This window comes from Paenibacillus sp. VCA1 (assembly GCF_031583795.1).
Classification (GTDB): Bacteria; Bacillota; Bacilli; order Paenibacillales; family Paenibacillaceae; genus Paenibacillus_AQ; species Paenibacillus_AQ albilobatus.
Map to the genome: position 1 here is coordinate 24,866 of NZ_JAVLSX010000009.1, position 23,615 is coordinate 48,480.

Consider the following 23,615-nt stretch of genomic DNA (forward strand, 5'->3'; position numbering starts at 1 on the left):
ACTAGCTGATTCAAACACTTGATTAACTTTCAAAGCTCTTTCCAACTAACTTGTTTTTATGAGTAGGAATGAGCTTTTTTTGCATGTTCAAAGATCAAAGGAGGAAGAAACGAATGGCAAAACGTGAACAGGTAGTGGCAGAAGGATTAAAGGAACAGCAGCCAGCACAAGAAGCAGAAAAGGAGACCCCTACAAAAAGATCGTACAATACAACCAACAAACCAAACGCTAAACAATTCAAATACTTGATAAACTTTCAAAAGCTCTGTCCCACTAGAACCGTGAGTAGGAAAGAGCTTTTTTGCATATTCACAATCAAAGGAGGATGAAACCAATGGCAAAAGAAGTACAGGCAGTAGCAGAGAAAACAGTATTAATTGCACAGGCTCAAGCAGATATGGTGATTAGAGCACAAATTGCGGAGCATTACCAGCAAGCCAGAGAGTTAAGAAACCAGGCAGACAAGCTGAAACAGTCAGGAAGAACGGCTGCACAGGTAACGACAAAATTTCATCTATTGTTTGACCAAGCAGAACGGCTGACCTCGTTAACAGACCAGCTAGACGATCATGCCAGGCTGGAAGCGATTCGACAGATGAACGATTTAGAGATTGAGGCTTCTGTTTTGAAGGAGAAGATTGCCTATAACGGAAATATGTTGGCTCGACAACCAACAGAGTTGGCTTTCACTATAATCCGGTTTGCTAGAGCTCGATGATTTCCAACGTTGGAATGGGAGTGGGATCATAGTGTGTGTTGACAAGAATAAGGAAGCGGTGTATAGTTGCTTTAATGAAACTTAGAAATCTAACAGTTAGCACTTTTAGAAAGGGGGATGGCCATGAGGGGCAGAGAGGGGACGACTTTTTCGAACTTGTTTCAGATGATCGGCCTCAAGCTCAAGCGAAAAGCCGATGAGAGCATTCAAGAGCTGGGACTGAACGCCCAGCAGGGGCGGATGATCAGCTACATTGCCCAGCATCAGGACAGAGGTTTGATCCAGAAGGATCTCGCCAAAGCATTCCAGCGCCGGGAGGCCAGCATTACGAGCATGCTGCAAGGTCTGGAGAAAAAAGGCTACGTCGAGCGCAAAATTCCCGCCGATAACGAGCGTCAAAAAAATATCTATGTGCTGCCCAAGGGGGAAGAGCTGATCGACGCTTTCGAGGGGGCTTTTGCGAATGTCGAGAATGAAATCATCCAGGCTCTGTCGGCAGAAGAACAAGAGACGTTATTGAAGTTGCTGAGCAAGATCAATCAGCGATTAGGATAGGAATCAGTTTTTGCAGCGGCAAGGGCTGCTGCCGGACCAAAACTTAGAATTCTAAATGTAAAATATCTACCTTATATATAAGCTTAGAATTCTATCAGTGCAACAGCTAAATTTGTATCTATAAACTTAGAATTCAAATAGTTAGAAGTCAATAATCGAATGGAGGAATGAAACATGAAAGAAGCACCATCCAACACGTACTATTTGGAGGAAGCGCCGATCCGCAAAGCCATTGCGCATTTGTCGATCCCGATGATGCTTGGCATGTCGGCGGGAACGATCTACAACATTATCAACGCCTTTTTTATCGGACTGGTTCACGATACGGCGATGCTCAGCGCCATTACGCTGGGACTGCCGATTTTTACGGTCTTGATGGCGATCGGCAATATTTTCGGCGTTGGAGGAGGGACGTTCATTACCCGTCTCGTGGCTAAGGGTGAAGGAGAGAAGGCGAAACGTGTCGCAGGGTATTCTTTTTATGGAAGCTTGGTTGCCGGAATTATCATCGCGCTGGCCGCTTATTTTACGGTGAACCCGATCGTTCATCTGCTCGGCGCCGATGCGGCGACGTTGGCTTACACGAAGCAGTACACACTCACCTTGTTCATCGGCGGTTTCGCTATCATCTGGAATTTCTGCCTGGAGCAGATCGTGCGCTCGGAAGGCGCATCCCGGGAATCCATGTACGGCATGCTTGTCAGCATCGTTCTTAGCATCGTGTTCGACATTTTGTTTATTTTGGTGCTCGACTGGCATGTCTTCGGCGCCGCGCTTTCGATGGTATTGGCGAACATCGGATCCGCCGCTTATTATGTCTGGTATTTGGAAAAACGAAGCGAGAATTTGAAAGGGTTTATGCATCATGCCGCGATTGGGGCGAAGGATCAGCTGGAAGTGTACAAAATCGGCGTTTCGGAATTGATTCAAACCTCTTTTTTGATCGTGACCACGCTGCTGCTGAACAACTATTCGATGGAATACGGGGAGCATGTGGTCGCGAGCTTCGGCATCGCGTTACGCATCGTTCAACTGCCGGAATTCTTGACGATGGGATTATTCCTCGGCATTATTCCTTTGATCGCGTACAATTTTTCGAACCGCAATATCGCGCGCCTGAAAGGAGCCATCAAGCAAACGGCCGTGTACATCGGCGTCATCTCCGGCGTATTCATCGGCGTCGTATTGCTGCTGAGACATTCCGTCGTCCAACTGTTCAGCAATGACGCGTCCGTGCTGTCCATCGGGGTGTATATTATGGGCGCCATGCTGATATCCGCGCTGTTTAACGGCTTTACCGGCTTGTTCACAGGGGTTTTTCAGGCATCGGGTGAAGGCGTGCCGACCACGATCATGGCGGCGGTGCAGGGAGCGCTTTTCATTCCGGTTATTATCTTGCTTCATCATTTCTTCGGCCTTCACGGCGTGATTTGGTCGATGACGATTACAGAAACCATTACGGCTGCGACAGGTTTGATCCTTTACATGGGGTATGCGAAAAAAATAAACCGGCTTGAAACGGGGATCGCCGCATAACGCCGCAGGGAGCAACGTTGATTGGAAGGGACATTTTGGATCATTAAATGCAAAAACGGTAACCGTAAGCGGATCGGCATGATTGTGTCGGAAGCAAAATAATAACCTAAAAAGGGAAGTCCAAGGTCGCTGATGCGCCTCGGCTTCCCTTTTTGCGTCACGATTCACTGGATCAAATGGCTTTTTGGCGGACGTCCCTGCCTCTTCGCGGGTTTCCCGGTCCTATTTTACTTCTCGCAGGGCATTTGATCGCAATGCCGATTTAAACGCCCGAGTAGGCCATAAATCCTCCGTCCACGGGAATGACGGTTCCCGTAACGAAGCCGGATACCGAATCATCGACCAGCCAGAGCATGGTGCCCAGCAGATCCTCCGGCACGCCAAAACGGCGCATCGGGGTGTGGGTGATGATTTTATGCGACCGTTCGGTAAGGGACCCGTCGGGGTTGGTGAGCAACGCACGGTTTTGTTCCGTCAGGAAAAATCCCGGAGCCATCGCGTTGACGCGGATGCCCGTTTCAGCAAAATGCACGGCGAGCCACTGCGTAAAATTGTTGATCGCCGCTTTGGCCGCGCTGTAGGCGGGAACCTTTGTCATCGGGCTGACGGAGCTCATGGAAGAAATGTTCAGCACGGTAGCTCCCGGGCGTCCCGCCATATATTTGGTGAAAATTTGCGTAGGAAGGAAGGTACCGATAAAGTTCAAGTCCATTACGTTCCGGAAGCCCTGAACGCTGACATCGAAAAAAGACGTGATATCCGGCAGGGATTCGTCGCCGGTATGGTAAATCTCATTCGTCGTATTGGCGCTTGGATGGTTCCCGCCTGCCCCGTTGATGAGAATATCGCAGCCGCCAAAGCGCTCGCGGACCTCTTTTTCGGCAGCTTCCACGCTGTCCTTGTCGGTCACGTCGCAGCCGATCGCGGCGGCCGTGCCCCCTGCGGCGCGGATTTCTTCGGCAACAGCCTCTCCTTTGGAAGCGGTCCGGTTCAGAATCGCGACCTGGGCTCCTTGTTGCCGGCCAAGCTCCAAGGCCATCGCCCGGCATAATACGCCCGACCCGCCGGTGATGACGACCGTTTTGCCTTTTAGCGCAGGGTGGATGGGCAGAACATTCGCATTTGCACTCATACGGCTCCCTCTTTTCTGTGAATAGGTTCGACCCGCTCCAGGGCATCCCACAATCCCCACAAATACATAATGCCAAGCGCGCGGTCATACAGGCCGTAACCCGGTCTGCATTCTTCATCCCAAAGGTGGCGGCCGTGATCGGGTCTTGCATACCCGGTAAATCCATGGTCATGATACGCTTTGACGATCCCGGCAATATCGACGGTTCCGTCCTGGGTCCGGTGCGAGGTCTCGATGAAATCGCCGTTTTCGTAGACGCGGACGTTGCGGATATGGGCGAACGGAATCCGTTCATGGAACTCGTGAATCATCGCGATGATGTCGTTTTCGGGGTTAGCCCCGAACGAGCCGCTGCAGAGCGTAATGCCGTTGGAAGGGCTGTCGACGATGCCGAGCAACCGCCGCAGGCTTTCCTGTCCGGTAATGATGCGCGGCAGACCAAAAATCGGCCATGGCGGATCATCCGGGTGGATGGCCATTTGAATGCCGCAGCGTTCGGCTACGGGAACGACGGCTTTCAGGAAGTAGGCGAGATGCTCCCATAAATCCTCGGCGGACACGCCTTTATAGGCCTCGAACAGGCTCGTCAAATGCGCCAGCCGCTCCGGCTCCCAGCCCGGCATCGTCAAGGTGCTGTTCCGGTTGATTTCCTCGACAAGCTTAAACGGATCGATGCCGTCGATGCGGGATTTTTCGAAAAAGAGCGCGGTAGAGCCGTCATCCATCTTTTTATGCAGCTCGGTTCGGGCCCAGTCGAAAACCGGCATAAAATTGTAGCAGATCACTTTGACGCCGACCTTGGCCAGCTTTTCGATCGTGGCGATATAGTTTTGAATGTACCGGTCGCGGGTCGGACGGCCCAGCTTGATATCTTCGTGAACGTTGACGCTTTCAACCACGTCGAGATGGAGGCCGTATTTGGCCGCCTGGTCGCGGATCTCCAGTATTTTTTCCATGGGCCATTCTTCTCCGGCCGGGACGTCATGCAGCGCCCACACGATCCCTTCCACGCCGGGGATTTGTTTGATGTGGCTCAGCGAAACGGTGTCGTTTCCCTCGCCGAACCACCGGAATACCATGCGCATATCTGCACCGCCTTTTCACGTAATGAATCGGGACGTTTCCGCAGCTCGAAAGCCGCGATGGTCCGGTCACCGGGCATGCGTTGTTGTCATTGCAATGGAGTTAAACGCTTTCATTTGAAAAAATCGGGATAACGCTCTTTGAGCACGGGGAGGTTCGCGATACTGAGACGCATATGCTCCAACATGATCCGTTCGGCTTGATCCGCACGCTGCTCCTTGATTGCAAGAAACATTTCCCGGTGCTGCTCATAAAGAATCTCCCAATGCGGGTCGGTCCACAGCCAAAGGATGCGGCTTCGGTTAAAATGGGCATTCATTTGCTGAATGACGTCCCACGTTCCGTTTTTGCGGCAGCCGGCAAACAGGATCCGGTGGAAGGTTTCGTCCAGCTCGAACATTTTTTTGCTGTCCTGCTGGCGAATCGCCTCCTGCTGCTGCGTCAGATTGTTTTCCAGCTCGATGAGCCGATCCTCCGGGAAATCTTCGCATGCGAGCCGAACGACGGCTTTTTCCAGCTGCTCGCGCATGAAACGGGCTTCCTCGACAAGATCGGAGTCAATAAGCGACACCCGAGTGCCGCGTTGCGGCAGGACGAGAACCAAGCCTTCCTGCGCCAGCCGTACGAAGCTTTCGCGCACGGGGGTGCGGCTTACCTCGAAGGCCAGCGAGGTTTCCTTTTCGGATAAGGCGGTTCCGGGCGGCAGCTCCAGGCTGACGATTTGCTGTTTCAACTGCTGGTATACGATGCTGCCGGCCGATCCCGACGGCTGAAGCATGCGATCATCCATAGGGTCACCTCCTATGTTCCATACTACCATACAAGTATGGCAGTCGTGAACCAAAAAGTTGGCGGAAAAGGGATATGATAAACCATAAGGAGTTCACGGATTGTTGAAATTTGGTATGAACGTAATCACATCAGGTAGGGGGCGCTTTTTCTATACTGGGTTTGAAACCAACCGAAGCAAGATCATCCACATAAGGTAGAAAACCCAATGAATGGAGGTTCTTTCAAATGAGTTCATTTACGCTTCAAACGAAAGTGTCCGATATTGTGACGGCCATCCCGCAAGCGGCCGACGTGTTCCGCGCGCTGCGAATCGATTTTTGCTGCGGCGGCAAAATTCCTTTGGAGGAGGCGGCGAACAAACGGAAGCTGGATCCGGAAACGGTTCTCGAGAGCATCCGGGAACTGGAAACAAAGATGGCCGAAAACCATGCCAGCCGGCCAGGCGAGCTCACAGAACCTGAATTGATCGGGTACATCCAATCCAAACATCACGCCTTCCTGCGCGAGGAGCTTCCGGCATTGACGCCGTACGTGACAAAACTTGCCCGGGTTCATGGCGACCGCCATCCCGAGCTGCTGCGCGTCCAGCAATTGTTCGCTGAACTGAAAGCGGAGCTGCTCGCGCATACCGAAGACGAGGATCGGAACGTATTTCCGCTTGTGCTGAAATTTGTAGAGCAGCCAGGCCCCGAGGTATCCGAGCAACTAAAGCCGCATGTGTCCGAGCTGGAACGGGAGCATGAGCAAGCCGGCAGCCTGCTGAAGGAGCTAAGGGAAATTACGGGCGATTTCCTGCCTCCGGTGGACGCCTGCGGAACATACAGACTGGTTTATCAGCGGCTTGCGGCGCTTGAGAAGGACACCTTCGAACATATTCACCTTGAAAACAACGTGCTGTTCGATCGGATACGTGCTGCGGTATAACGATCATTGGACCCTTCTTCACAACGTGAAGAGGGGATTTTTTTGGTAAGCGCATGAAAAAAGTCATATAAAGGCGAACGGCTGGGCGACCCGAGGGAATTTTGGCGGGGAAATAGGAGTTTCCCTAATATGAACCGCAAAAGGCGGCCCGCATAATAAAAGTATCCGAATGGACGACATATTGATTCCCCGATCATTGTCATTCATGCATAAGGAGTGAGCTTCCTATGAAGCGTAAACAGGGATTGAAGTTTTTCAAACGATTGGAAAGCTACTCGGACAACTGGTCCGTTCTGGAGGAAAAAAGCCGGGATTGGGAAGATATGTACCGCGGCCGCTGGTCGCACGACAAGGTCGTGCGGACGACGCATGGCGTGAACTGCACCGGTTCGTGCAGCTGGAAGGTGTTCGTCAAAAACGGCATCATCACATGGGAGAACCAGCAGATCGATTATCCTTCCTGCGGTCCGGACATGCCGGAATTCGAGCCGCGCGGATGCCCGCGGGGGGCGTCGTTTTCATGGTACGAATACAGCCCTCTGCGGGTGAAATATCCATATATTCGCGGCAAGCTGTGGCGCTTGTGGAATCAGGCTTTGCAGGAGCATGGCGATGACCCGGTCGCCGCTTGGGCCAGCATCGTGGAAGATCCGCAGAAGTCCAAGAGTTATAAGCAAGCGCGCGGAAAAGGCGGCCATGTGCGCGTATCCTGGCAGGATGCCACGAAGCTGATCTCCGCGCAATTAATATATACGATCCGCAAATACGGCCCCGACCGGATTGCCGGTTTCACGCCGATCCCGGCGATGTCGATGATCTCCTATGCGTCGGGGGCGAGATTCGTCTCCCTGCTTGGAGGAGAGATGCTTAGTTTCTATGACTGGTATGCGGACCTGCCGCCCGCTTCTCCGCAAATTTGGGGCGAGCAAACGGACGTGCCGGAATCGAGCGACTGGTACAACGCCGGTTACTTGATCATGTGGGGCTCCAACGTGCCGTTAACGCGGACGCCGGATGCCCATTTTATGACCGAAGTACGCTACAAAGGCACCAAGGTCGTGTCGGTGGCGCCGGACTATGCGGAAAACGTGAAGTTCGCCGACCATTGGCTGGCCCCGAATCCGGGCACGGATGCGGCCGTCGCGCAGGCCATGACCCATGTCATTTTAAAAGAGTTTTATGAAGAGCGGCAGGAGCCGATGTTCCTGAACTACGCGAAACAATATACGGATATGCCGTTCCTTCTCCTGCTCGATGAATACGAGGGAGGCTATAAGGCGGGCCGGTTCCTGCGGGCAAGCGATTTGGGCGATGAGTCCCAACACGCCGAATGGAAGCCGGTGATCATTGACGAAACGACGGGGGAGATCATCGTTCCGAACGGTACGATGGGCCAGCGCTGGGAACAGGACAAAAAGTGGAACCTGAAGCTTGAACGCGAGGACGGTTCCGTCATTTCTCCGGCCTTGTCCATTGCAGAACAGGGAACACAGCCGCAAACGATCTATTTTCCGTATTTCGACAACAACGCCAATGGCACGTTCGAGCGCCGAATTCCAGCGAAAACGATCCGGCTCGCCGATGGCAGCGAACGCTTGGCCGTGACGGTGTACGATCTCATGCTAAGCCAATACGGGATCGACCGGGCGGGAAGCGGCATGGAAGGAGCAGGCTCAGGCTACGACGATGCAAACTCGTTCTACACCCCTGCCTGGCAGGAAAAGATCACCGGCGTCAAAGCCTCGGTCCTGATCCAGATTGCCCGCGAGTTTGCGCAAAATGCCCTTGATACGGGCGGACGCTCCATGATCATCATGGGGGCGGGAATCAATCACTGGTTCAACAGCGACACGATCTACCGCGCGATCTTGAACCTCGTCATTTTGACGGCCTCGCAGGGCGTAAACGGCGGAGGCTGGGCCCATTATGTGGGCCAGGAGAAATGCCGGCCGATTGAGGGATGGTCCACGGTCGCCTTCGCCAAGGATTGGCAGGGGCCGCCGCGCCAGCAAAACGCGACCTCGTTTTTCTACTTCGCCACCGATCAATGGAAATACGAGGAGATGGGTGCAGACTCCTTGAAATCGCCTACGGGCGGGGAGATCCGTTACCGGCATCCGGCGGATTATAACGTCTTGGCGGCCAGACTCGGCTGGCTGCCGTCCTACCCGCAGTTCAACAAAAGCAGCTTGGCTTTTGCGGAAGAAGCGGCGAAACAGGGGAAAACCGCAAACGAGGAGATCGTAAAACATGCGCTTCAGGAGATCGTTTCAGGCAAAACCAGATTTGCGGCGGAAGACCCCGACGCGCCCGAAAATTTCCCGCGTTCCTTGTTCGTGTGGCGTTCGAACCTGATTTCAAGCTCCGCCAAAGGGCAGGAGTATTTCATGAAACATCTGCTGGGGACGTCCGACGGCCTGCTTTCGGAGCCGAATGAGGATGAGAAGCCGGAAGAAATGGTGTGGCGCGAAAATACGGAGGGCAAGCTGGATCTGCTTGTAGCCCTCGATTTCCGGATGACCGCGACGCCGATGTATGCGGATGTGGTTCTGCCCGCGGCGACCTGGTACGAAAAAACCGATTTGTCGTCGACCGACATGCATCCTTTCGTCCATCCGTTTAATCCGGCGGTGGATCCGCTGTGGGAATCGCGCTCGGACTGGGACATTTACAGAACGATCGCGCAGACGTTTTCGAACATGGCCAAGACGTATCTGCCAGGCGTATACAAGGACTTGGTGAGCACTCCGCTCGCGCATGATTCCGTGAACGAAATCGCCCAGCCTTACGGCGAGGTGAAGGATTGGCGCAAAGGGGAAATCGAAGCCGTGCCGGGCAAAACGATGCCGAACCTGACCGTCGTCGAACGCGATTACACGCAAATTTACGATAAATTCATTACGCTCGGACCGAATCTCGCCTCGGGCAAAGTCGGGGCTCACGGCGTCAGCTTTTCGGTGGCGGAGGAATACGAAGAGCTGAAACGGATCAACGGGACATATGAGGACGATTCGATCAAAAGCGGGCTTCCAAAGCTCTATACCGCCAGAAACGCGGCGGATGTCATATTAAACATTTCCTCTGCCACAAACGGCCGGGTGTCGCAGCGCGCTTGGGAATCCGCCGAAAAGGACACGGGCGTGCCGTTGAAGGACATTTCCGCGGATCGGGCGGCCGAGCGCATCACCTTCCAGAGCATTACATCCCAGCCGCGGGAGGTCATTCCGACGCCGGTGTTCAGCGGCTCCAATAAAATGGGAAGAAGATACTCGCCGTTTACGACGAACATCGAGCGGCTTGTACCGTTCCGGACGCTGACGGGAAGGCAGCATTTCTACCTTGATCACGAGTTTTTCCTGCAGTTCGGCGAAGCGCTGCCTGTCTATAAACCAACGCTGCCGCCGATGGTGTTTGGACCGCGCGACAAACAGATTGCCGGAGGCAAAGACACGCTTGTGCTCCGCTATCTGACGCCGCATGGCAAATGGAACATCCACAGCACGTACCAGGATAACCTGCATATGCTGACGCTTTTCCGGGGTGGACCGACAGTATGGCTGAACGACGAAGATGCGGAGGCAAACGGCATTAACGATAACGACTGGCTGGAGGTATACAACCGCAATGGCGTCGTGACGGCTCGGGCCGTGGTCAGCCATCGGATGCCCAAGGGAACGATGTACATGTACCATGCCCAGGATAAACATATCAACGTGCCCGGCTCCGAGATCACGAAGGAACGCGGCGGCAGCCATAATGCCCCGACCCGGATTCACGTGAAGCCGACGCAGATGGTCGGCGGATATGCTCAGCTCAGCTATGGATTCAACTACTACGGACCGATCGGCAACCAGCGGGATGTGTACGTGGCTGTCCGCAAAATGAAAGAGGTGGATTGGCTTGAAGATTAAAGCGCAAGTCGCCATGGTAATGAATCTGGATAAATGCATCGGCTGCCATACATGCAGCGTCACCTGCAAAAGTACCTGGACGAACCGGCCCGGAGCCGAATATATGTGGTTCAACAACGTGGAAACGAAACCCGGCGTCGGTTATCCGGTCCAGTGGGAAGATCAGGAGAAATACAAGGGGGGCTGGACGCTCCATAAAGGGAAGTTGCAGCTGAAATCCGGCAGCAAGTTGTCCAAAATCGCGCTCGGAAAAATATTTTACAATCCCGACATGCCGGAAATGAAAGACTACTACGAACCATGGACTTACAACTATGAGCATCTGACCAATGCGGGGGAGAAAAAGCATCAGCCTGTGGCCCGTCCGAAATCGGCAGTCACCGGAGAAACGATGGACCTGAAATGGGGCCCGAACTGGGAGGATGATCTCGCAGGAGCGCATGTGACGGGGCCGAAAGACCCGAACATCGAAAAAATCGAGGAAGAGATCAAGTTCAACTTCGAGCAAGCGTTTATGATGTATCTTCCCCGTTTGTGCGAGCATTGCCTGAATCCGAGCTGCGTGGCATCCTGCCCTTCGGGAGCGATGTATAAGCGGGATGAGGACGGGATCGTGCTGGTGGATCAGGAGGCCTGCCGCGGTTGGTGGTATTGCATGACCGGCTGCCCTTACAAAAAAGTCTATTTTAACTGGAAAACGAACAAAGCCGAAAAATGCACCTTCTGTTTCCCGCGGATCGAAGCGGGGCTGCCGACCGTCTGCTCGGAAACCTGCACCGGCCGTATCCGGTATTTGGGCGTCCTGCTGTACGACGCGGACCGGGTACAGGAAGCAGCTTCTACGCCCGATGAAAAGGACCTGTACCAGGCGCAGTTCGATCTGTTCCTGGATCCGCATGATCCTGCCGTCATCGAGCAGGCGCGGAAGGACGGCATCACGGAAGAATGGATCGAAGCCGCCCAGAACTCGCCTGTCTATAAGCTGGCCATGGAATACAAGCTGGCTTTCCCGCTTCATCCGGAATACCGGACGCTACCGATGGTATGGTATGTGCCGCCGCTGAGCCCGATCATGAACTACTTTGAAGGCAGGGATTCGATCGCGAACCCGGACATGATTTTCCCGGCGATCGAAGAGATGCGCACGCCGATCCAGTACCTCGCGAATCTGCTGACGGCGGGCGACACCGCGACGGTGAAGGAAGCCCTGCAAAAGATGGCGATGATGCGTTCCTACATGCGCGCACATTCGTCCGGCGCTGAATTTGACGAAGCGCGGCTTGCGCGAGTGGGTCTGACAGCTTCCCAGATCAAACAGATGTACCGTCTGCTGGCAATCGCCAAATACGAAGACCGGTTTGTCATCCCGACCTCGCATAAAGAAAGCCATATGGACGTATACCGCTCCCAAGGCCTTGAGGGCTTCGGTGCGGCATGCGGCGGATGCGGCCCGGCAAGCCCGCAGGGCAAAACCGGCAAAGAATTGTACGAAGAGAATTTCTATGGGGGGATCTGGCGTGATTAATATCGAAAAGCTGCATGAATGTAAACATGCGTTCGGATTTTTCGCCCGGATGCTTACGTATCCGGAAAAGCTTGATTTCCATCCCTTAGTATTGGAGGAGTCGATCGACTATTCCCATCCGGCATATGCCTCGGTTCTTACCTTCTGGAATATGATGCACGAGTACAGCATGGAGAGCATCGAGGAGATGTATGTTCAAACATTCGATTTTCAAAAGCAAACGACGCTCTATATGACCTACGCGAAATTCGGCGACGGGAAGGAACGCGGGAAGATGCTGGTCGGGTTGAAAGAGACTTATCAGCGGTTTGGCCTTGACATTAATAGTTCCGAGTTGTCGGATTACCTGCCGCTGATGTGCGAATTTCTGTCTGCGGCCGATTGGAGGGGGCATGAAAAAGAAGCTGCGGAGAGCCTTGATCTGGTCATCGCCGTAATGGAAGACGGAACGTATCATCTTCTCAAAGCATTGAAGAAGCTCGAGAGTCCTTATTCCCATCTGATCCAAGCTCTGCGCGATACGTTTAAAGCATGCATCGTTCAGGAGGCTGCCGAATCATGAATATGATGGATCAGTTTCTGTGGGTTATTTTCCCTTATATGTGCGTGATGATCTTTATTGTCGGCCACATCTACCGCTACCGTACGGACCAATTCAACTGGACGGCTAAATCGAGCGAATTCATTGAAAAAAAACGTCTTAAACTTGGAAGCCTGATGTTCCATCTCGGGATCATACCCGTCATTGGCGGCCATATCGCCGGCCTTGGCATTCCCCAGTCGTGGATGGAGGCTGCGGGGATCGATGATCATCTGTATCATATCGGCGCGGTGTATGTCGGCGGGGCTTTCGGCGTGTTGACGTTGGCAGGGATGCTGCTCCTGACGGCGCGGAGGTTTACGATCAAAAACGTGCGCCGGCTCAGCTCGGCCTCGGACTTGATTGTCAATGCGCTGCTGTTATTCATCGTGTTTATGGGCATGTACAGCACGCTGGTTACCAATTGGGCGCAGCCGGATTTCAACTATCGGGAGAGCATCTCGGTTTGGTTCAGGGATTTGTTCATCCTGCGTCCCGACGCCTCGCTGATGCGTGACGTTCCGCTTAGTTTTCAAATACACATTTTAGCGGGCTTTTGCATCTTCGCTTTGTGGCCGTTTACCCGGCTTGTCCATGTGTGGAGCGTTCCTTTGAATTATTTGGGCAGAAGGTATATCCTGTATAGAAGGCACCGCAAATTAGATTCGTAGACGAGAGAAGGCCATGCAGCCTTCTTTTCTACGTCAGGGGAGCAATGATTATGAAGAATCAGCCGATCTTTCATTATCAGAAGGAAATCGACAGGCTTCGAGACCGGTTCCAATTCGATTTCGTGTCGTTGGCTTTGGTGCAGTCGGCTGAGGACCGGTTCGTATTAACCTGGCAGTATGCATCGGGAAATTTAAACGAGCGCTATAAGCGGATCGTGCTTCATTCCGGGAAGGGGATAGCGGGGATCGTATTCAAAACCGGAAAACCGATGCTCATCCCCAATGTAACGACGGACCTGAACGCACGGGATCTGTTTAATTATCCCATCATCGTCGCCGAGCGATTGAAAAGCCTTGGAGCGGTTCCGTTGTGGGAAGGAAAACGCGTCATCGGCGTGCTGCTTGCAGGGTACCGCGCGGAAAATCGGCTGGACGCAGCTTCGTTCGAGCATTTTCAACAAGAGCTCGGATCGGAGTTCGGAGCTTTTTGCGTGAAGGAGGGGGTGCATCCGTGATTCATATGACGGAGGAGCATTTGCACGATCTGCTGAAAAAGATGTATCTGAACAGCATGGAGGCCATCTTTTTTATCGATGAGGCGGGAAACGTCATCGCCATGAACCCTGCGGCGGAGAACATCCTGGACGTCGACGTGATCCAGCGGATGCGGTCGGGCGTGGACGAATCTTTTTGCCAGACCTGCAAAGGGTATACGGATGAAAAGGACCTCATCTCCTGCTCCAAATGTTATCTGGATTACCCTCAAGGGGAATTTTCCTCGTTCCAGGTGTATCTGAGAACGCGGGGCGAAGGGATCGTTCCTTATGCCGCCAGCTATCATACGATCGACGAGTCCCGCGGGATTCGGGTGCTGATGCTGCTCGACCTGACGAAACAGCAGCGCACGCAGGAAATGCTGCAGCGCATGAATATGCTGAAATATGTCATCAAAGCCCAGGAAGACGAGCGAAAACGAATTTCGCGCGAGCTGCATGACAGCGTTGCCCAAGAGCTGCTTAGTTCGCTAGTCGACCTGCGCGTATTAAAATATATGGACGTCGGGAAAGATGCGCTCAATAAACTACGGCAGACCGAGGCGTCGCTTACCCGTTTGCTCGACGACATCCGGCATTTATCGGTCGAGCTTCGCCCCTCTTCTTTGGACGATTTAGGGCTGGAGGCCGCTTTTCGTTCGCATTTCAAATGGATCGAAAAAAATTACGGCATGCTCGTCCAATTTTCCGCCGAGTTGGCCGCCGCAAGGTACGGCAGCGAAATCGAAACCGTCGTGTATCGCATTTGCCAGGAGGCGGTGCTGAACGCCTTGAAATATTCGGGCATGGATGAGGTCCATGTGCGGTTATGCGAGGAACAGGGCCATCTATTGCTGACGGTACGCGATGAAGGGGTCGGGTTCAACTTAAACGCCGGCGAAGCCAAGGGAACCGGTCTCGGACTTTACGGCATGCGTGAACGCGCCGACCTGGTAGGGGGGCAGTTCACGCTGCATTCGGCGCCCGGCGAGGGAACGACCGTTCAGCTTCGCATTCCAATAAGTTCTTTTGAGGCAGGGGGCGAATGAATGATGAAAATTGTGATCGCGGATGATCACGCCGTCGTACGGAGCGGGTTTTCCATGATCCTGAATTACCAGCCGGATATGGAGGTTGTCGCGACGGCTGCCGACGGGCTGGAGGCTTACGCCATGGTGGCGAAACACCGTCCGGATGTGCTCCTGATGGACTTAAGCATGCCTCCCGGCGAGAGCGGCCTCATCGCAACCGGCAAGATCAGCGCCGACTTTCCGGAAACGAAAATTTTAATATTAACGATGTACGATGATGACGACTACCTGTTTCATGTGCTTAAAAACGGCGCCTCAGGATATGTCCTTAAAAATGCGCCCGACGAAGAGCTGGTCTCCGCCATTCGCATGGTGCATAAAGGAGGGACCTACATCCATCCCCAGATGGCGACGGCTTTGGTGCGGGAGTTCATTAAAAAAGACAGCGAAAGCCCGGACAGCGATCCGTTTAACAGCCTTTCGAAACGCGAGATCGAGATTTTGCCGCTGATCGCCAAAGGTTACGGCAACAAGGAAATCGCGGAAAAGCTGTACGTTTCGGTCAAGACGGTGGAAGCGCATAAGGCGAAAATCATGGAGAAGCTGAATTTGAAGAGCCGTCCGGAGCTGGTCGAATATGCGCTGAAGAAAAAGCTCCTCGATTTTTGAAGGTTATAGAATGTATTCGTAATCATCCAGTTTAGATCACCGATATAGGGAAGTTCCCCGGCAAGGTTCAGGGAACTTCCCTATTACTTTTGTGAATTCTTGCACTTACAATAAGGCGTGGGGATCAATAAAGTCAGCCGTTCAATACGTTTGGAAAAGGTGATTGGCATGATCAAAAAAATGCAGCTCCCGCTGCAAACATTAAATCTGGTGCTGGGATTTATGGTATGGGTCATCATCTCCGCGCTTCTGCCGTTTATCCGCGAAGATATATCCATTCCGGCGGACAAGATCGCAATTCTGACGGCGATACCGGTCGTTTTGGGTTCGGTTCTGCGGATTCCGCTAGGGTATTACGCCAATGTGGTTGGCGCCAGAATCGTATTTATTACAAGCTTTATTCTACTTTTAGTTCCCGTATATTTAATCAGCGCCGCCTCCTCTTTTACCTCTCTGGTGATCGGAGGACTTTTCCTTGGGATCGGAGGGGCAGTATTTTCGGTTGGCGTCACCTCGCTGCCCAAATATTACTCCAAGGAGAAGCTGGGTCTGGTCAACGGCATCTACGGGATGGGGAATATCGGAACGGCGATCACCACGTTTGCCGCGCCCGTCATTGCCACGCAGATCGGATGGAGCAGCACGGTCCGGCTGTATTTAATTTTGCTGCTGCTGTTCGCCGTCCTGAACGTTTTTTTGGGCGACCGTAAAGAAGTAAAAGTGAAAACGCCCATCGTCGAGCAAATCAAAGGGGTCTACAAAAATGAAAAGCTGTGGTTTTTCTCCCTGTTCTATTTCATTACATTCGGTGCATTTGTAGCCTTTACAGTATATCTGCCCAACTTTTTGGTGTCGAATTTCGAACTCGCCAAGGTGGATGCAGGGATGCGGACGGCCGGATTTATCGTCGTCGCCACCTGTTTGCGTCCTGTCGGCGGATGGCTCGCGGATAAATTCAAGCCGCTGTTTTTGCTCATGGCCGTTTTTGTCGGGCTGACGATTGCTGCGATCATCCTTGCGTTCTCGCCATCCATCGGCTTATATACGGTCGGCTGCCTGACCATTGCCGTCTGCGCCGGTTTGGGAAACGGCATTATTTTCAAGCTGGTGCCGCTTTATTTTAATAAGCAGGCCGGCATCGTCAACGGGATCGTTTCCATGATGGGCGGCCTCGGCGGATTTTTCCCGCCGCTCATGCTCTCCTTCATTCATTCGGTGACAGGCCAATATTCCATCGGCTTTATGGCGCTTTCTCAGGTCGCTTTAGCCAGTCTTGTCATTGTGGTCTGGATGTATTATCAGGATAAATTGTCGGTATCCTCCGAGGTTTTTAACTCGACGGGCCAAGGCATCCTTGTGACGGACACGAAAGGGAAGATCCATGCGGTGAATCCCGCCTTTACGGAGCTTACCGGTTATACGGAAGAAGAAGTCATCGGCAAAAATCCAAATGTGCTCAAATCCGGCCGTCAATCCCGCGAGTTTTACGACCGCATGTGGTCCGAAATCAAGGCGCGGGGAAGCTGGCAGGGACAAATTTGGAACCGCCGGAAAAACGGCGAGGAATATTTAGAGCTATTAACCATTAACGCCGTAAAAGATGACGCGGGGGATGTCGTTCATTATGTAGGCACGTTCAGCGACATTACCGATCAGCCGCCTCACGGCCGCTTCCGGCCGGGTGACGATGCGTTGCGGACGAGTTAGCCGCTGCCGGGGTAAATACGGACATTGATTTGGAGGGAGGCGGCTGCCATGGCGGCAAATAACATTCAAGATCGGCTCCTCAGGCCGATGCGGGATTTGCGCATTTCCGTGACGGACCGCTGCAATTTTCGCTGCACGTATTGCATGCCGAAGGAAATCTTCGGAGACGATTATGCATTTATGCCCAAGGACATGCTGCTTTCCTGGGAGGAAATCACGCGCCTGGCCGGCCTTTTTGCCAAGCTTGGCGTGCATAAAATACGGTTGACCGGCGGCGAGCCGCTCATGCGGCGCGGCCTTCCCGAACTGATCCGGATGCTGCAAGGCATTCATGGCATCGAAGACATCGGATGCACGACAAACGGACTTCTGCTTGGACAGCAGGCGCAAAGCTTGTACGATGCGGGGCTACGCCGCCTGAACGTCAGCCTGGACGCCCTGGACCCCGAGCTGTTCGGCGCCATGAACGGCCGCGGCATCAAGCCGGCTATCATTCTCCAAAATATCGAAGAGGCAAGGGAGATCGGATTTCAGGTCAAAGTCAATATGGTCGTGCAAAAGGGAGTGAACGATCGGGAGATTATGCTGATGGCCGAATATTTCAAATCGCAGGGGATTACGCTCCGTTTTATAGAGTTTATGGACGTTGGCAACGAAAACGGGTGGAACCTTAAGCAAGTGGTGACGAAGCGGGAAATATTCGATCGGCTGGGCGGATCGGCGGCGCTTGAACCCGTCGCTCCCGATCATCCCGGCGAAGTGGCCCGAAGGTACCGTTATAAAGACGGGCAGGCCGAAGTCGGCTTCATTTCTTCCGTATCCGAAGCATTTTGCTCTAATTGTTCGAGAGTGCGGCTCTCTTCCGACGGGAAAATGTACACATGTCTTTTTGCTTCCAGCGGCTTTGACATCTGCCGTTTGCTTCGCGGAGGCGCTTCGGATGAGGAACTGCTCGCAGCCATCATAAACGTCTGGGAGAAACGGGAGGACAGGTACTCCGAAGAACGAACAGAGCACGCGGCCTCCCCTCGGAAGAAAATCGGAATGTCCTATATCGGGGGCTAACAGTTTATGATGAAAAAAGTTCATATCGTTATTCCGAAAGAACATGGCGGCTGGGCGATGCTAAGTGTTCCTTTTATTACAGGCATGTTTGCGGCCAAGCCTACACTTCTTCATATACCGCTGTTTCTTGCTTGGCTGCTGCTGTACATGGCGTCGTACCCGCTGCTGCAATCGTTGAAAAAGGCAAAAAACCGTGGCATGTGGCTTTCTTGGGGGATCGGATATGCGGTTGCGGCCGCCCTCATTCTTATTCCGCTCTTGATATGGAATCCATGGCTGGCAGGGTTCGCTCCCGCGTTGATCGTCCTTGTCTTGGTGCCGGTTTGGCATGTTCGTCATAAAGCCGAGCGTGCGTTTCTAAACGATATATGCGCCATATTGTTGTTCTGTACCGGCGGGGCGGCGGCTTACATGCTGGGAGGCGGCATCTGGGGCAGGGAGCTGCTGGACGTCATGCTGTATAATGTTGTGTATTTTACGGGTACTGTATTTTTCGTAAAATCGGTATTCAGAGAACGAAAAAATAAACGCTGGACGATGTATTCGCATATGTACCATATCATCGCGCTTCTGCTGCCATTGCTCACCTTAAACCCATGGATGTTCCTGCCTTTTCTTTATCCTTTGGCAAAGACGTTGATCTTTTCTGGCAAAATGGTAAAGCCGATGAAGGTCGGCATGATGGAGATCGCCGGATCCGTTCAATTTGTGGTGTTAACATTGCTGTTATTGTCTTAAACATAATAAAACTGCCCGATGTTATTCAATATCGGGCAGTTTTTGCTTTTTGGATGCTGCGTTTTTTAGGTCAGCGGCTGTGTGATGATTTTGTCTACGATCCCGTATTCGAGCGCTTCCTCGGCGGTAAGGAAGAAGTCACGGTCAGCATCTTTGTATACTTTCTCCAGCGGCTGGCCGGTTTTTTCGGCGATAAAACGGTTGACTCTTTCCCTTGTTTTGATGATGCGGCGGGCGGAAATATCGATGTCGCTGGCTTGCCCTTGCGCGCCTCCCAGCGGCTGGTGCAGCATAAATTCGCTGTTCGGCAGGGCGTATCTTTTGCCCTTGGCACCGCCCAGGAAGAGGTTGGCGCCCATCGAGGCGGCCATGCCCATACAGATTGTGCTGACCTGCGGCTTGATGTAATCCATCGTATCGAGGATCGCGAAGCCGGCTGTAACAGACCCTCCCGGACTGTTAATGTAAAGCGAAATATCTTTCTCCGGATCGTCGGCGGCAAGGAAAAGCAGCTGGGCGATAATGCTGTTCGCCACCTGGTCGTTCACCTCGGAACCGAGGAAGATGATCCGGTCTTTCAGCAATCTGGAATAAATATCATACGAGCGTTCCCCAAGTCGGGATTGCTCAACGACATAAGGTATTGTGTTCATGCATGCAGCCTCCTTCGAATATGAAACTTCGTTTTGCCGAAAGGGCTACGCCGCGAGCAATTGCAGGGACATGGACGAATTGCCGGAAGAATGGGTGCGGCGCTGCGCGGGAGCCTGCGCGGTTTTCCGCAGCTGAACGGCCAGCCGCTGCAGCAGCTCGGGTTGTTCCATGCGGATCGAGACGAGCAGCTGCCGCTGGAACCAGTCCGCGTCGATGTTCTCCCATTCCTGGGCGGATACGTGAGCTTCCGCAAGCTCCTCCCCGTTCAAATTGTGGCGCGCCCTATGCAGCAGCGATTTGACGGCCGTTTCGCTTGTTTCAAGGGAATCGGCGATATCGGACAACTTGTATTCGAAGACATCCTTCAGCACGAATGCGAGCAGCTGCTTTGGCGTCAAACGCTCCATCAGCGTCTCCAGCCCGCTCAGCAGCAGCTCCAGCGGTTTTTCGGAGGACGGTTCCTCCTCGGACGGCCCGGCGGTTTCCCGCCCTTTTTTGCGCAGCTGGTCGATCCAATGATTGCGGGCAATCGTCGCCAGAAGCGGGAAGTTCGGCACGCGTTTGGCTGAAGGGTCCTTTTGGCAGAATCTTAGCGCCTTGAGCATGGAGTCATGGGCCAAATCCTCGGCGTCCCAAGAATTGCCGGTCATGCTCAGGCAGAAATATTTGAGTTTCGGATATACTTCTTCCATTTCCTTGTGGATTAACATGTTAATCACTCTCCTTGAGAGGCCTCTATATATAAAACGTTTATGCGGGTGCAAAAGGATACGGGCACGCAAAAAAAATTTGCCGCCGCTTTTCTCCATTATACCCTGCCGTGCTTAAAAATCCCTCCCGGAATCGGGAGAATCCATCTTTTCCGAAGCGTCCGGGATATCACAACGGCTTGTGGACCGTACAGGCGGTGCCCGGCCTACTTTGTGGGTTATTTTGGTGGACAGGGACATATGCTGATAAAGTAGGCAACCTCTTCATCAAGGAGGGATGGGCGAACATGAGAAGAAGGGCGAGATGGCGAAGCAGGGGCGTCAACAAACCGCGCAGCAGGCGCAAAGTATGGCTGATCGGCTCATTGGTGTTTCTTATTCTTATTCTGCAGTTTTTTGCGTACGTGGAAAACCATATGAAACCCCCGATTATGCATTTGGCCAAAATCCGCATGAAGCAGATCGGGACCGACGCCATTAATGAAGCCGTAGCCTCCCAAGTTGCCAAAGGGGAGAACGCGGAGCAGCTGATCGACTGGAAAATGGACTCCTCCGGCAAAGTATCCGGATTTATGCTGAATTATGCCGAACATATGAAAATTACGTCGGAAACCTTTAAAGTCGTGCAGGATACGCTGCAAAACAAACATATGCTTTCCGAAAGCATCCCGCTCGGACAGGCGCTTGGCAGCCCGATTCTTGCTTCGTTCGGCCCGAACGTTCCGATCCGCGTGGAACCGCAAGGAGCCGTCAAAGTCGATTTGAATACAAGGGAAAAGGATGCTGGCATCAACATGGTGCTGGTCGAGGTCTACATACACGTGACCGTTGAGGTGGCGGTCGTCATTCCGTTCGACATGGAGCCCGAGGTCATCGATACGGAAATTCCCGTTTCCTACTTGATGGTCGTGGGAGACGTGCCGATGTATTACTACAACAGCCAGGGGCAGCCGGTCGGCGGCAGCGGCCCCAATGCCCCGAACATTGCGCTGCCCGGCATCACCGGTCAGGGAGCTTCGTCCGGCAAAAGCGGTTCCCCCGACCGGGGCGAAGGCGCGATTGCCGTTCCGGGAGCCGCAACCGGGAAAGGGAACGAAGAGGAGGAGCCGTCCGAAACCCATCAGGCCAAATAATGCGGAAACATGCATAGCAGAATCCAAGATCAAGCCGCTGGCTTGGCGCGCCTTCCACAGGCGCTTTTTTTTATTTTAGCCGGATTCAATCCCGCTTTCAGGTTCGGTTAAGCATCGGCATCTATAATTCTAAAAAAAGCCGAATTTTTATTGGCGAACGCCGATTCCAACAGAAGGCGGAGAGGATCATGCAGCATTACGCAGGTCGATTTATGAACACCGATTTTTCAGTAACCGTTACGGACGGCGCGGCCTCCGGCTGGAAGGAACAAATGCAGCGGTGGTTTGCGTACGTCGACCAAGAGTGGTCGAGGTTCCGGGAGGATAACGAGCTCAACCGCCTGAACCAAGCGCCGGAAGGTGTTGAAATCGGGCTGCCGCCGCCCCTCTACGACGTTTTAAAAATGGCGGAGGGTTACCGGAAGTTAACGGAGGGGAGATTTTCTCCCTTTTTAAAAAGAGCTATGGAGCATCAAGGGTACAACCGCCCGTTTCCGTTTTCCCATGTGGCCGATGCGCCGCCCTTTACGTTTCAGCTTGAAGAACATCCGATTCGTTTTTACGAGGGTAACCTGGTTGAGAAACATACGTCAGAGCAGCTGGATTTGGGCGGCATCGCCAAAGGTTACGCCGTGCAAAGCGCCGCCGAATGGCTGAAGCGCCATGGCGCCGCATGCGGGATGGTGGACGGAGGAGGCGATATGACGTTGTGGTCGGACGGTTCGAAGGAATGGAACATCGGAATTGCCGATCCTTGGAACGAGGCGGGTACCGTCGAGGTGTTGAGTATGAAAAACAAAGCGGTCGCGACTTCAAGCCGTCTTTACCGCAGCTGGATGCAAGGCGGTCAAAAGAAGCATCATCTGCTGGACGGCCGCACAGGCCAAGTCATTGAATCGGGCATCGTTCAATCCACCGTCATGGCCCGGGACTGCGTCGAAGCAGAGGTTTGCGCCAAAATGTGCTTTCTCCTCGGCAGCGGGGAACGGGAGGTATGGTTTGCCGAACGTTTCCCGGACGTATATTACGTGCTGGTTATGGAGGATGGGACGGTCGTACGAAATAGAAGCAAGGAGAGTGCATCATGAAAGCGAACAAAAAGGCAAAATGGATTATTGGCGTCAGCGGTGTTGCATTTTCGGCTTTCGTATTAAGCCAATTCGGCACGGGCGACCACAACGCCGCGGATGTGCCGAACAACTCACAGGTCGAGCAGCAGGAGCCCAATCCTTCGTTCAACGGGTTCAATGAAGACCGGTTTACGGCGAGAGGCGAGCGGCCGTTTACCAATAGGCGCCAAACCGACGGAACGACAAGAAGGTCCTGATATGGATACGATACAACAACTATTCAGCACTTGGCATGTCATCCGTTGGATGGGGCTGCTCGCCTTTTTCTTTTTTACGATGTCGTTGGCTTTCGGCATGTTGGGCAGATTCAACCGATTCCGAAAAAACAAAGGGTTATTTCAGCTGATTCACATTTCTTCGAGCTGGGCGGGAATCAACGCATGCCTGATCCATATGCTGATCCTGATTATCGATCATTACCGGCCTTACAAGGTTGCGGCAATTTTCGTCCCGTTCGTCTCGGAATATATGCGTGCCGCCTCCACGCTTGGGATCATCGCCTTTTATCTGTTTCTCGTCGTTTTGTTTACGTCCGACGTGCTCATCGGCAAAATGAATCGTTCGATGTGGAAAACGGCGCATTTGCTGGTGTTTCCTTCATGGCTGCTGATGCTGGTTCATGCGGTATGGATGGGCGCGGATACGTCCGCTTGGTGGGGCAAAACGCTGTATGGAACCGCGGTCGCCGTCATTTTAACGTTGTTCGTCTTTTACCTGATGGAGCAGCGCCTGAACCGAAGACGGCAGCCGGTTGTCATCAAGGCTGGGGGGCGAACGATGCGTTAAACGCGCCAAGCCGATTCCATGAATGAAAAAGG

24 protein-coding genes are annotated in these 23,615 nt (G+C 53.1%); 19 read left to right on the top strand and 5 right to left on the bottom strand.

What is annotated here, in order from left to right:
* The first annotated feature begins 113 nt into the window (after nucleotides 1–113).
* The 4 genes from RJP21_RS20160 (at nucleotide 114) to RJP21_RS20175 (ending at nucleotide 2,809) form a co-directional block, all read left to right on the top strand.
* Nucleotides 114–329 carry a hypothetical protein gene (locus tag RJP21_RS20160; protein WP_310860905.1) on the top strand — a complete coding sequence of 72 codons (216 nt, stop codon included), beginning with the start codon at nucleotides 114–116 and terminating at the stop codon, nucleotides 327–329.
* Nucleotides 330–334: 5 nt separating this feature from the next.
* Complete coding sequence (locus tag RJP21_RS20165) at nucleotides 335–718, top strand: hypothetical protein (protein WP_310860906.1); 384 nt, start codon at nucleotides 335–337, stop codon at nucleotides 716–718.
* Between the two features lie 123 nt (nucleotides 719–841).
* The gene (locus RJP21_RS20170) at nucleotides 842–1,273 is read left to right on the top strand and encodes a MarR family winged helix-turn-helix transcriptional regulator (protein ID WP_310860907.1); all 432 of its coding nucleotides are present in this window, start codon (nucleotides 842–844) and stop codon (nucleotides 1,271–1,273) included.
* A 174-nt stretch (nucleotides 1,274–1,447) separates the two neighbouring features.
* A complete protein-coding gene (locus tag RJP21_RS20175) occupies nucleotides 1,448–2,809 on the top strand; it encodes an MATE family efflux transporter (protein ID WP_310860908.1) in 1,362 nt (453 codons plus the stop codon).
* A gap of 262 nt (nucleotides 2,810–3,071) precedes the next feature.
* On the opposite strand, the gene RJP21_RS20180 is transcribed toward RJP21_RS20175, so the two are convergent.
* The 3 genes from RJP21_RS20180 to RJP21_RS20190 form a co-directional block, all read right to left on the bottom strand.
* Nucleotides 3,072–3,941: an SDR family oxidoreductase gene (locus RJP21_RS20180; RefSeq protein WP_310860909.1), complete on the bottom strand. Its 870-nt coding sequence runs from the start codon at nucleotides 3,939–3,941 to the stop codon at nucleotides 3,072–3,074.
* On the bottom strand, nucleotides 3,938–5,026 hold the full coding sequence (uxuA, locus tag RJP21_RS20185; RefSeq protein WP_310860910.1) for a mannonate dehydratase: 1,089 nt from the start codon (nucleotides 5,024–5,026) through the stop codon (nucleotides 3,938–3,940). The genes RJP21_RS20180 and uxuA overlap by 4 nt, the downstream gene beginning before the upstream one ends.
* A 110-nt stretch (nucleotides 5,027–5,136) precedes the next feature.
* Nucleotides 5,137–5,814, bottom strand: a complete 678-nt coding sequence (locus tag RJP21_RS20190; RefSeq protein ID WP_310860911.1) for a GntR family transcriptional regulator — start codon at nucleotides 5,812–5,814, stop codon at nucleotides 5,137–5,139.
* 227 nt (nucleotides 5,815–6,041) lie between these two features.
* Between RJP21_RS20190 and ric the strand changes: the two genes are divergently transcribed.
* The 11 genes from ric (at nucleotide 6,042) to RJP21_RS20245 (ending at nucleotide 19,170) form a co-directional block, all read left to right on the top strand.
* Nucleotides 6,042–6,740 (top strand): iron-sulfur cluster repair di-iron protein, encoded by a 699-nt coding sequence (gene ric, locus RJP21_RS20195; protein ID WP_310860912.1) that lies wholly within the window; start codon nucleotides 6,042–6,044, stop codon nucleotides 6,738–6,740.
* Nucleotides 6,741–6,967: 227 nt separating this feature from the next.
* Entirely contained in the window at nucleotides 6,968–10,651 is a 3,684-nt protein-coding gene (locus RJP21_RS20200; RefSeq protein ID WP_310860913.1) for a nitrate reductase subunit alpha, read from the top strand.
* Complete coding sequence (narH, locus tag RJP21_RS20205; RefSeq protein WP_310860914.1) at nucleotides 10,641–12,176, top strand: nitrate reductase subunit beta; 1,536 nt, start codon at nucleotides 10,641–10,643, stop codon at nucleotides 12,174–12,176. Before RJP21_RS20200 ends, narH begins: the two co-directional genes overlap by 11 nt.
* On the top strand, nucleotides 12,169–12,738 hold the full coding sequence (narJ, locus tag RJP21_RS20210; RefSeq protein ID WP_310860915.1) for a nitrate reductase molybdenum cofactor assembly chaperone: 570 nt from the start codon (nucleotides 12,169–12,171) through the stop codon (nucleotides 12,736–12,738). The genes narH and narJ overlap by 8 nt, the downstream gene beginning before the upstream one ends.
* Nucleotides 12,735–13,427, top strand: a complete 693-nt coding sequence (narI, locus tag RJP21_RS20215; protein WP_310860916.1) for a respiratory nitrate reductase subunit gamma — start codon at nucleotides 12,735–12,737, stop codon at nucleotides 13,425–13,427. The genes narJ and narI overlap by 4 nt, the downstream gene beginning before the upstream one ends.
* Nucleotides 13,428–13,477: 50 nt before the next feature.
* Complete coding sequence (locus RJP21_RS20220) at nucleotides 13,478–13,942, top strand: GAF domain-containing protein (protein WP_310860917.1); 465 nt, start codon at nucleotides 13,478–13,480, stop codon at nucleotides 13,940–13,942.
* Between the two features lie 5 nt (nucleotides 13,943–13,947).
* Complete coding sequence (locus tag RJP21_RS20225; protein WP_397386255.1) at nucleotides 13,948–15,009, top strand: sensor histidine kinase; 1,062 nt, start codon at nucleotides 13,948–13,950, stop codon at nucleotides 15,007–15,009.
* A 3-nt stretch (nucleotides 15,010–15,012) separates the two neighbouring features.
* Nucleotides 15,013–15,660, top strand: a complete 648-nt coding sequence (locus RJP21_RS20230) for a response regulator transcription factor (protein WP_310861143.1) — start codon at nucleotides 15,013–15,015, stop codon at nucleotides 15,658–15,660.
* Between the two features lie 168 nt (nucleotides 15,661–15,828).
* Nucleotides 15,829–17,367, top strand: a complete 1,539-nt coding sequence (locus RJP21_RS20235; protein ID WP_310860919.1) for a nitrate/nitrite transporter — start codon at nucleotides 15,829–15,831, stop codon at nucleotides 17,365–17,367.
* A 48-nt stretch (nucleotides 17,368–17,415) separates the two neighbouring features.
* On the top strand, nucleotides 17,416–18,432 hold the full coding sequence (gene moaA, locus RJP21_RS20240; RefSeq protein WP_310860920.1) for a GTP 3',8-cyclase MoaA: 1,017 nt from the start codon (nucleotides 17,416–17,418) through the stop codon (nucleotides 18,430–18,432).
* 6 nt (nucleotides 18,433–18,438) lie between these two features.
* A complete protein-coding gene (locus tag RJP21_RS20245) occupies nucleotides 18,439–19,170 on the top strand; it encodes a YwiC-like family protein (RefSeq protein ID WP_310860921.1) in 732 nt (243 codons plus the stop codon).
* Between the two features lie 65 nt (nucleotides 19,171–19,235).
* On the opposite strand, the gene clpP is transcribed toward RJP21_RS20245, so the two are convergent.
* Nucleotides 19,236–19,823: an ATP-dependent Clp endopeptidase proteolytic subunit ClpP gene (clpP, locus tag RJP21_RS20250; protein ID WP_310860922.1), complete on the bottom strand. Its 588-nt coding sequence runs from the start codon at nucleotides 19,821–19,823 to the stop codon at nucleotides 19,236–19,238.
* Nucleotides 19,824–19,868: 45 nt separating this feature from the next.
* The gene (locus RJP21_RS20255) at nucleotides 19,869–20,534 is read right to left on the bottom strand and encodes an RNA polymerase sigma factor (RefSeq protein ID WP_310860923.1); all 666 of its coding nucleotides are present in this window, start codon (nucleotides 20,532–20,534) and stop codon (nucleotides 19,869–19,871) included.
* A gap of 287 nt (nucleotides 20,535–20,821) precedes the next feature.
* Between RJP21_RS20255 and yunB the strand changes: the two genes are divergently transcribed.
* The 4 genes from yunB to RJP21_RS20275 all read left to right on the top strand — a co-directional run bounded on the left by yunB (nucleotide 20,822) and on the right by RJP21_RS20275 (nucleotide 23,583).
* The gene (yunB, locus tag RJP21_RS20260; protein ID WP_310860924.1) at nucleotides 20,822–21,667 is read left to right on the top strand and encodes a sporulation protein YunB; all 846 of its coding nucleotides are present in this window, start codon (nucleotides 20,822–20,824) and stop codon (nucleotides 21,665–21,667) included.
* 188 nt (nucleotides 21,668–21,855) lie between these two features.
* The gene (locus tag RJP21_RS20265; protein WP_310860925.1) at nucleotides 21,856–22,755 is read left to right on the top strand and encodes an FAD:protein FMN transferase; all 900 of its coding nucleotides are present in this window, start codon (nucleotides 21,856–21,858) and stop codon (nucleotides 22,753–22,755) included.
* Nucleotides 22,752–22,994 carry a hypothetical protein gene (locus RJP21_RS20270; RefSeq protein WP_310860926.1) on the top strand — a complete coding sequence of 81 codons (243 nt, stop codon included), beginning with the start codon at nucleotides 22,752–22,754 and terminating at the stop codon, nucleotides 22,992–22,994. The genes RJP21_RS20265 and RJP21_RS20270 overlap by 4 nt, the downstream gene beginning before the upstream one ends.
* A 1-nt stretch (nucleotide 22,995) precedes the next feature.
* Nucleotides 22,996–23,583 (top strand): hypothetical protein, encoded by a 588-nt coding sequence (locus tag RJP21_RS20275; RefSeq protein ID WP_310860927.1) that lies wholly within the window; start codon nucleotides 22,996–22,998, stop codon nucleotides 23,581–23,583.
* The last annotated feature ends 32 nt before the right edge of the window (nucleotides 23,584–23,615 follow it).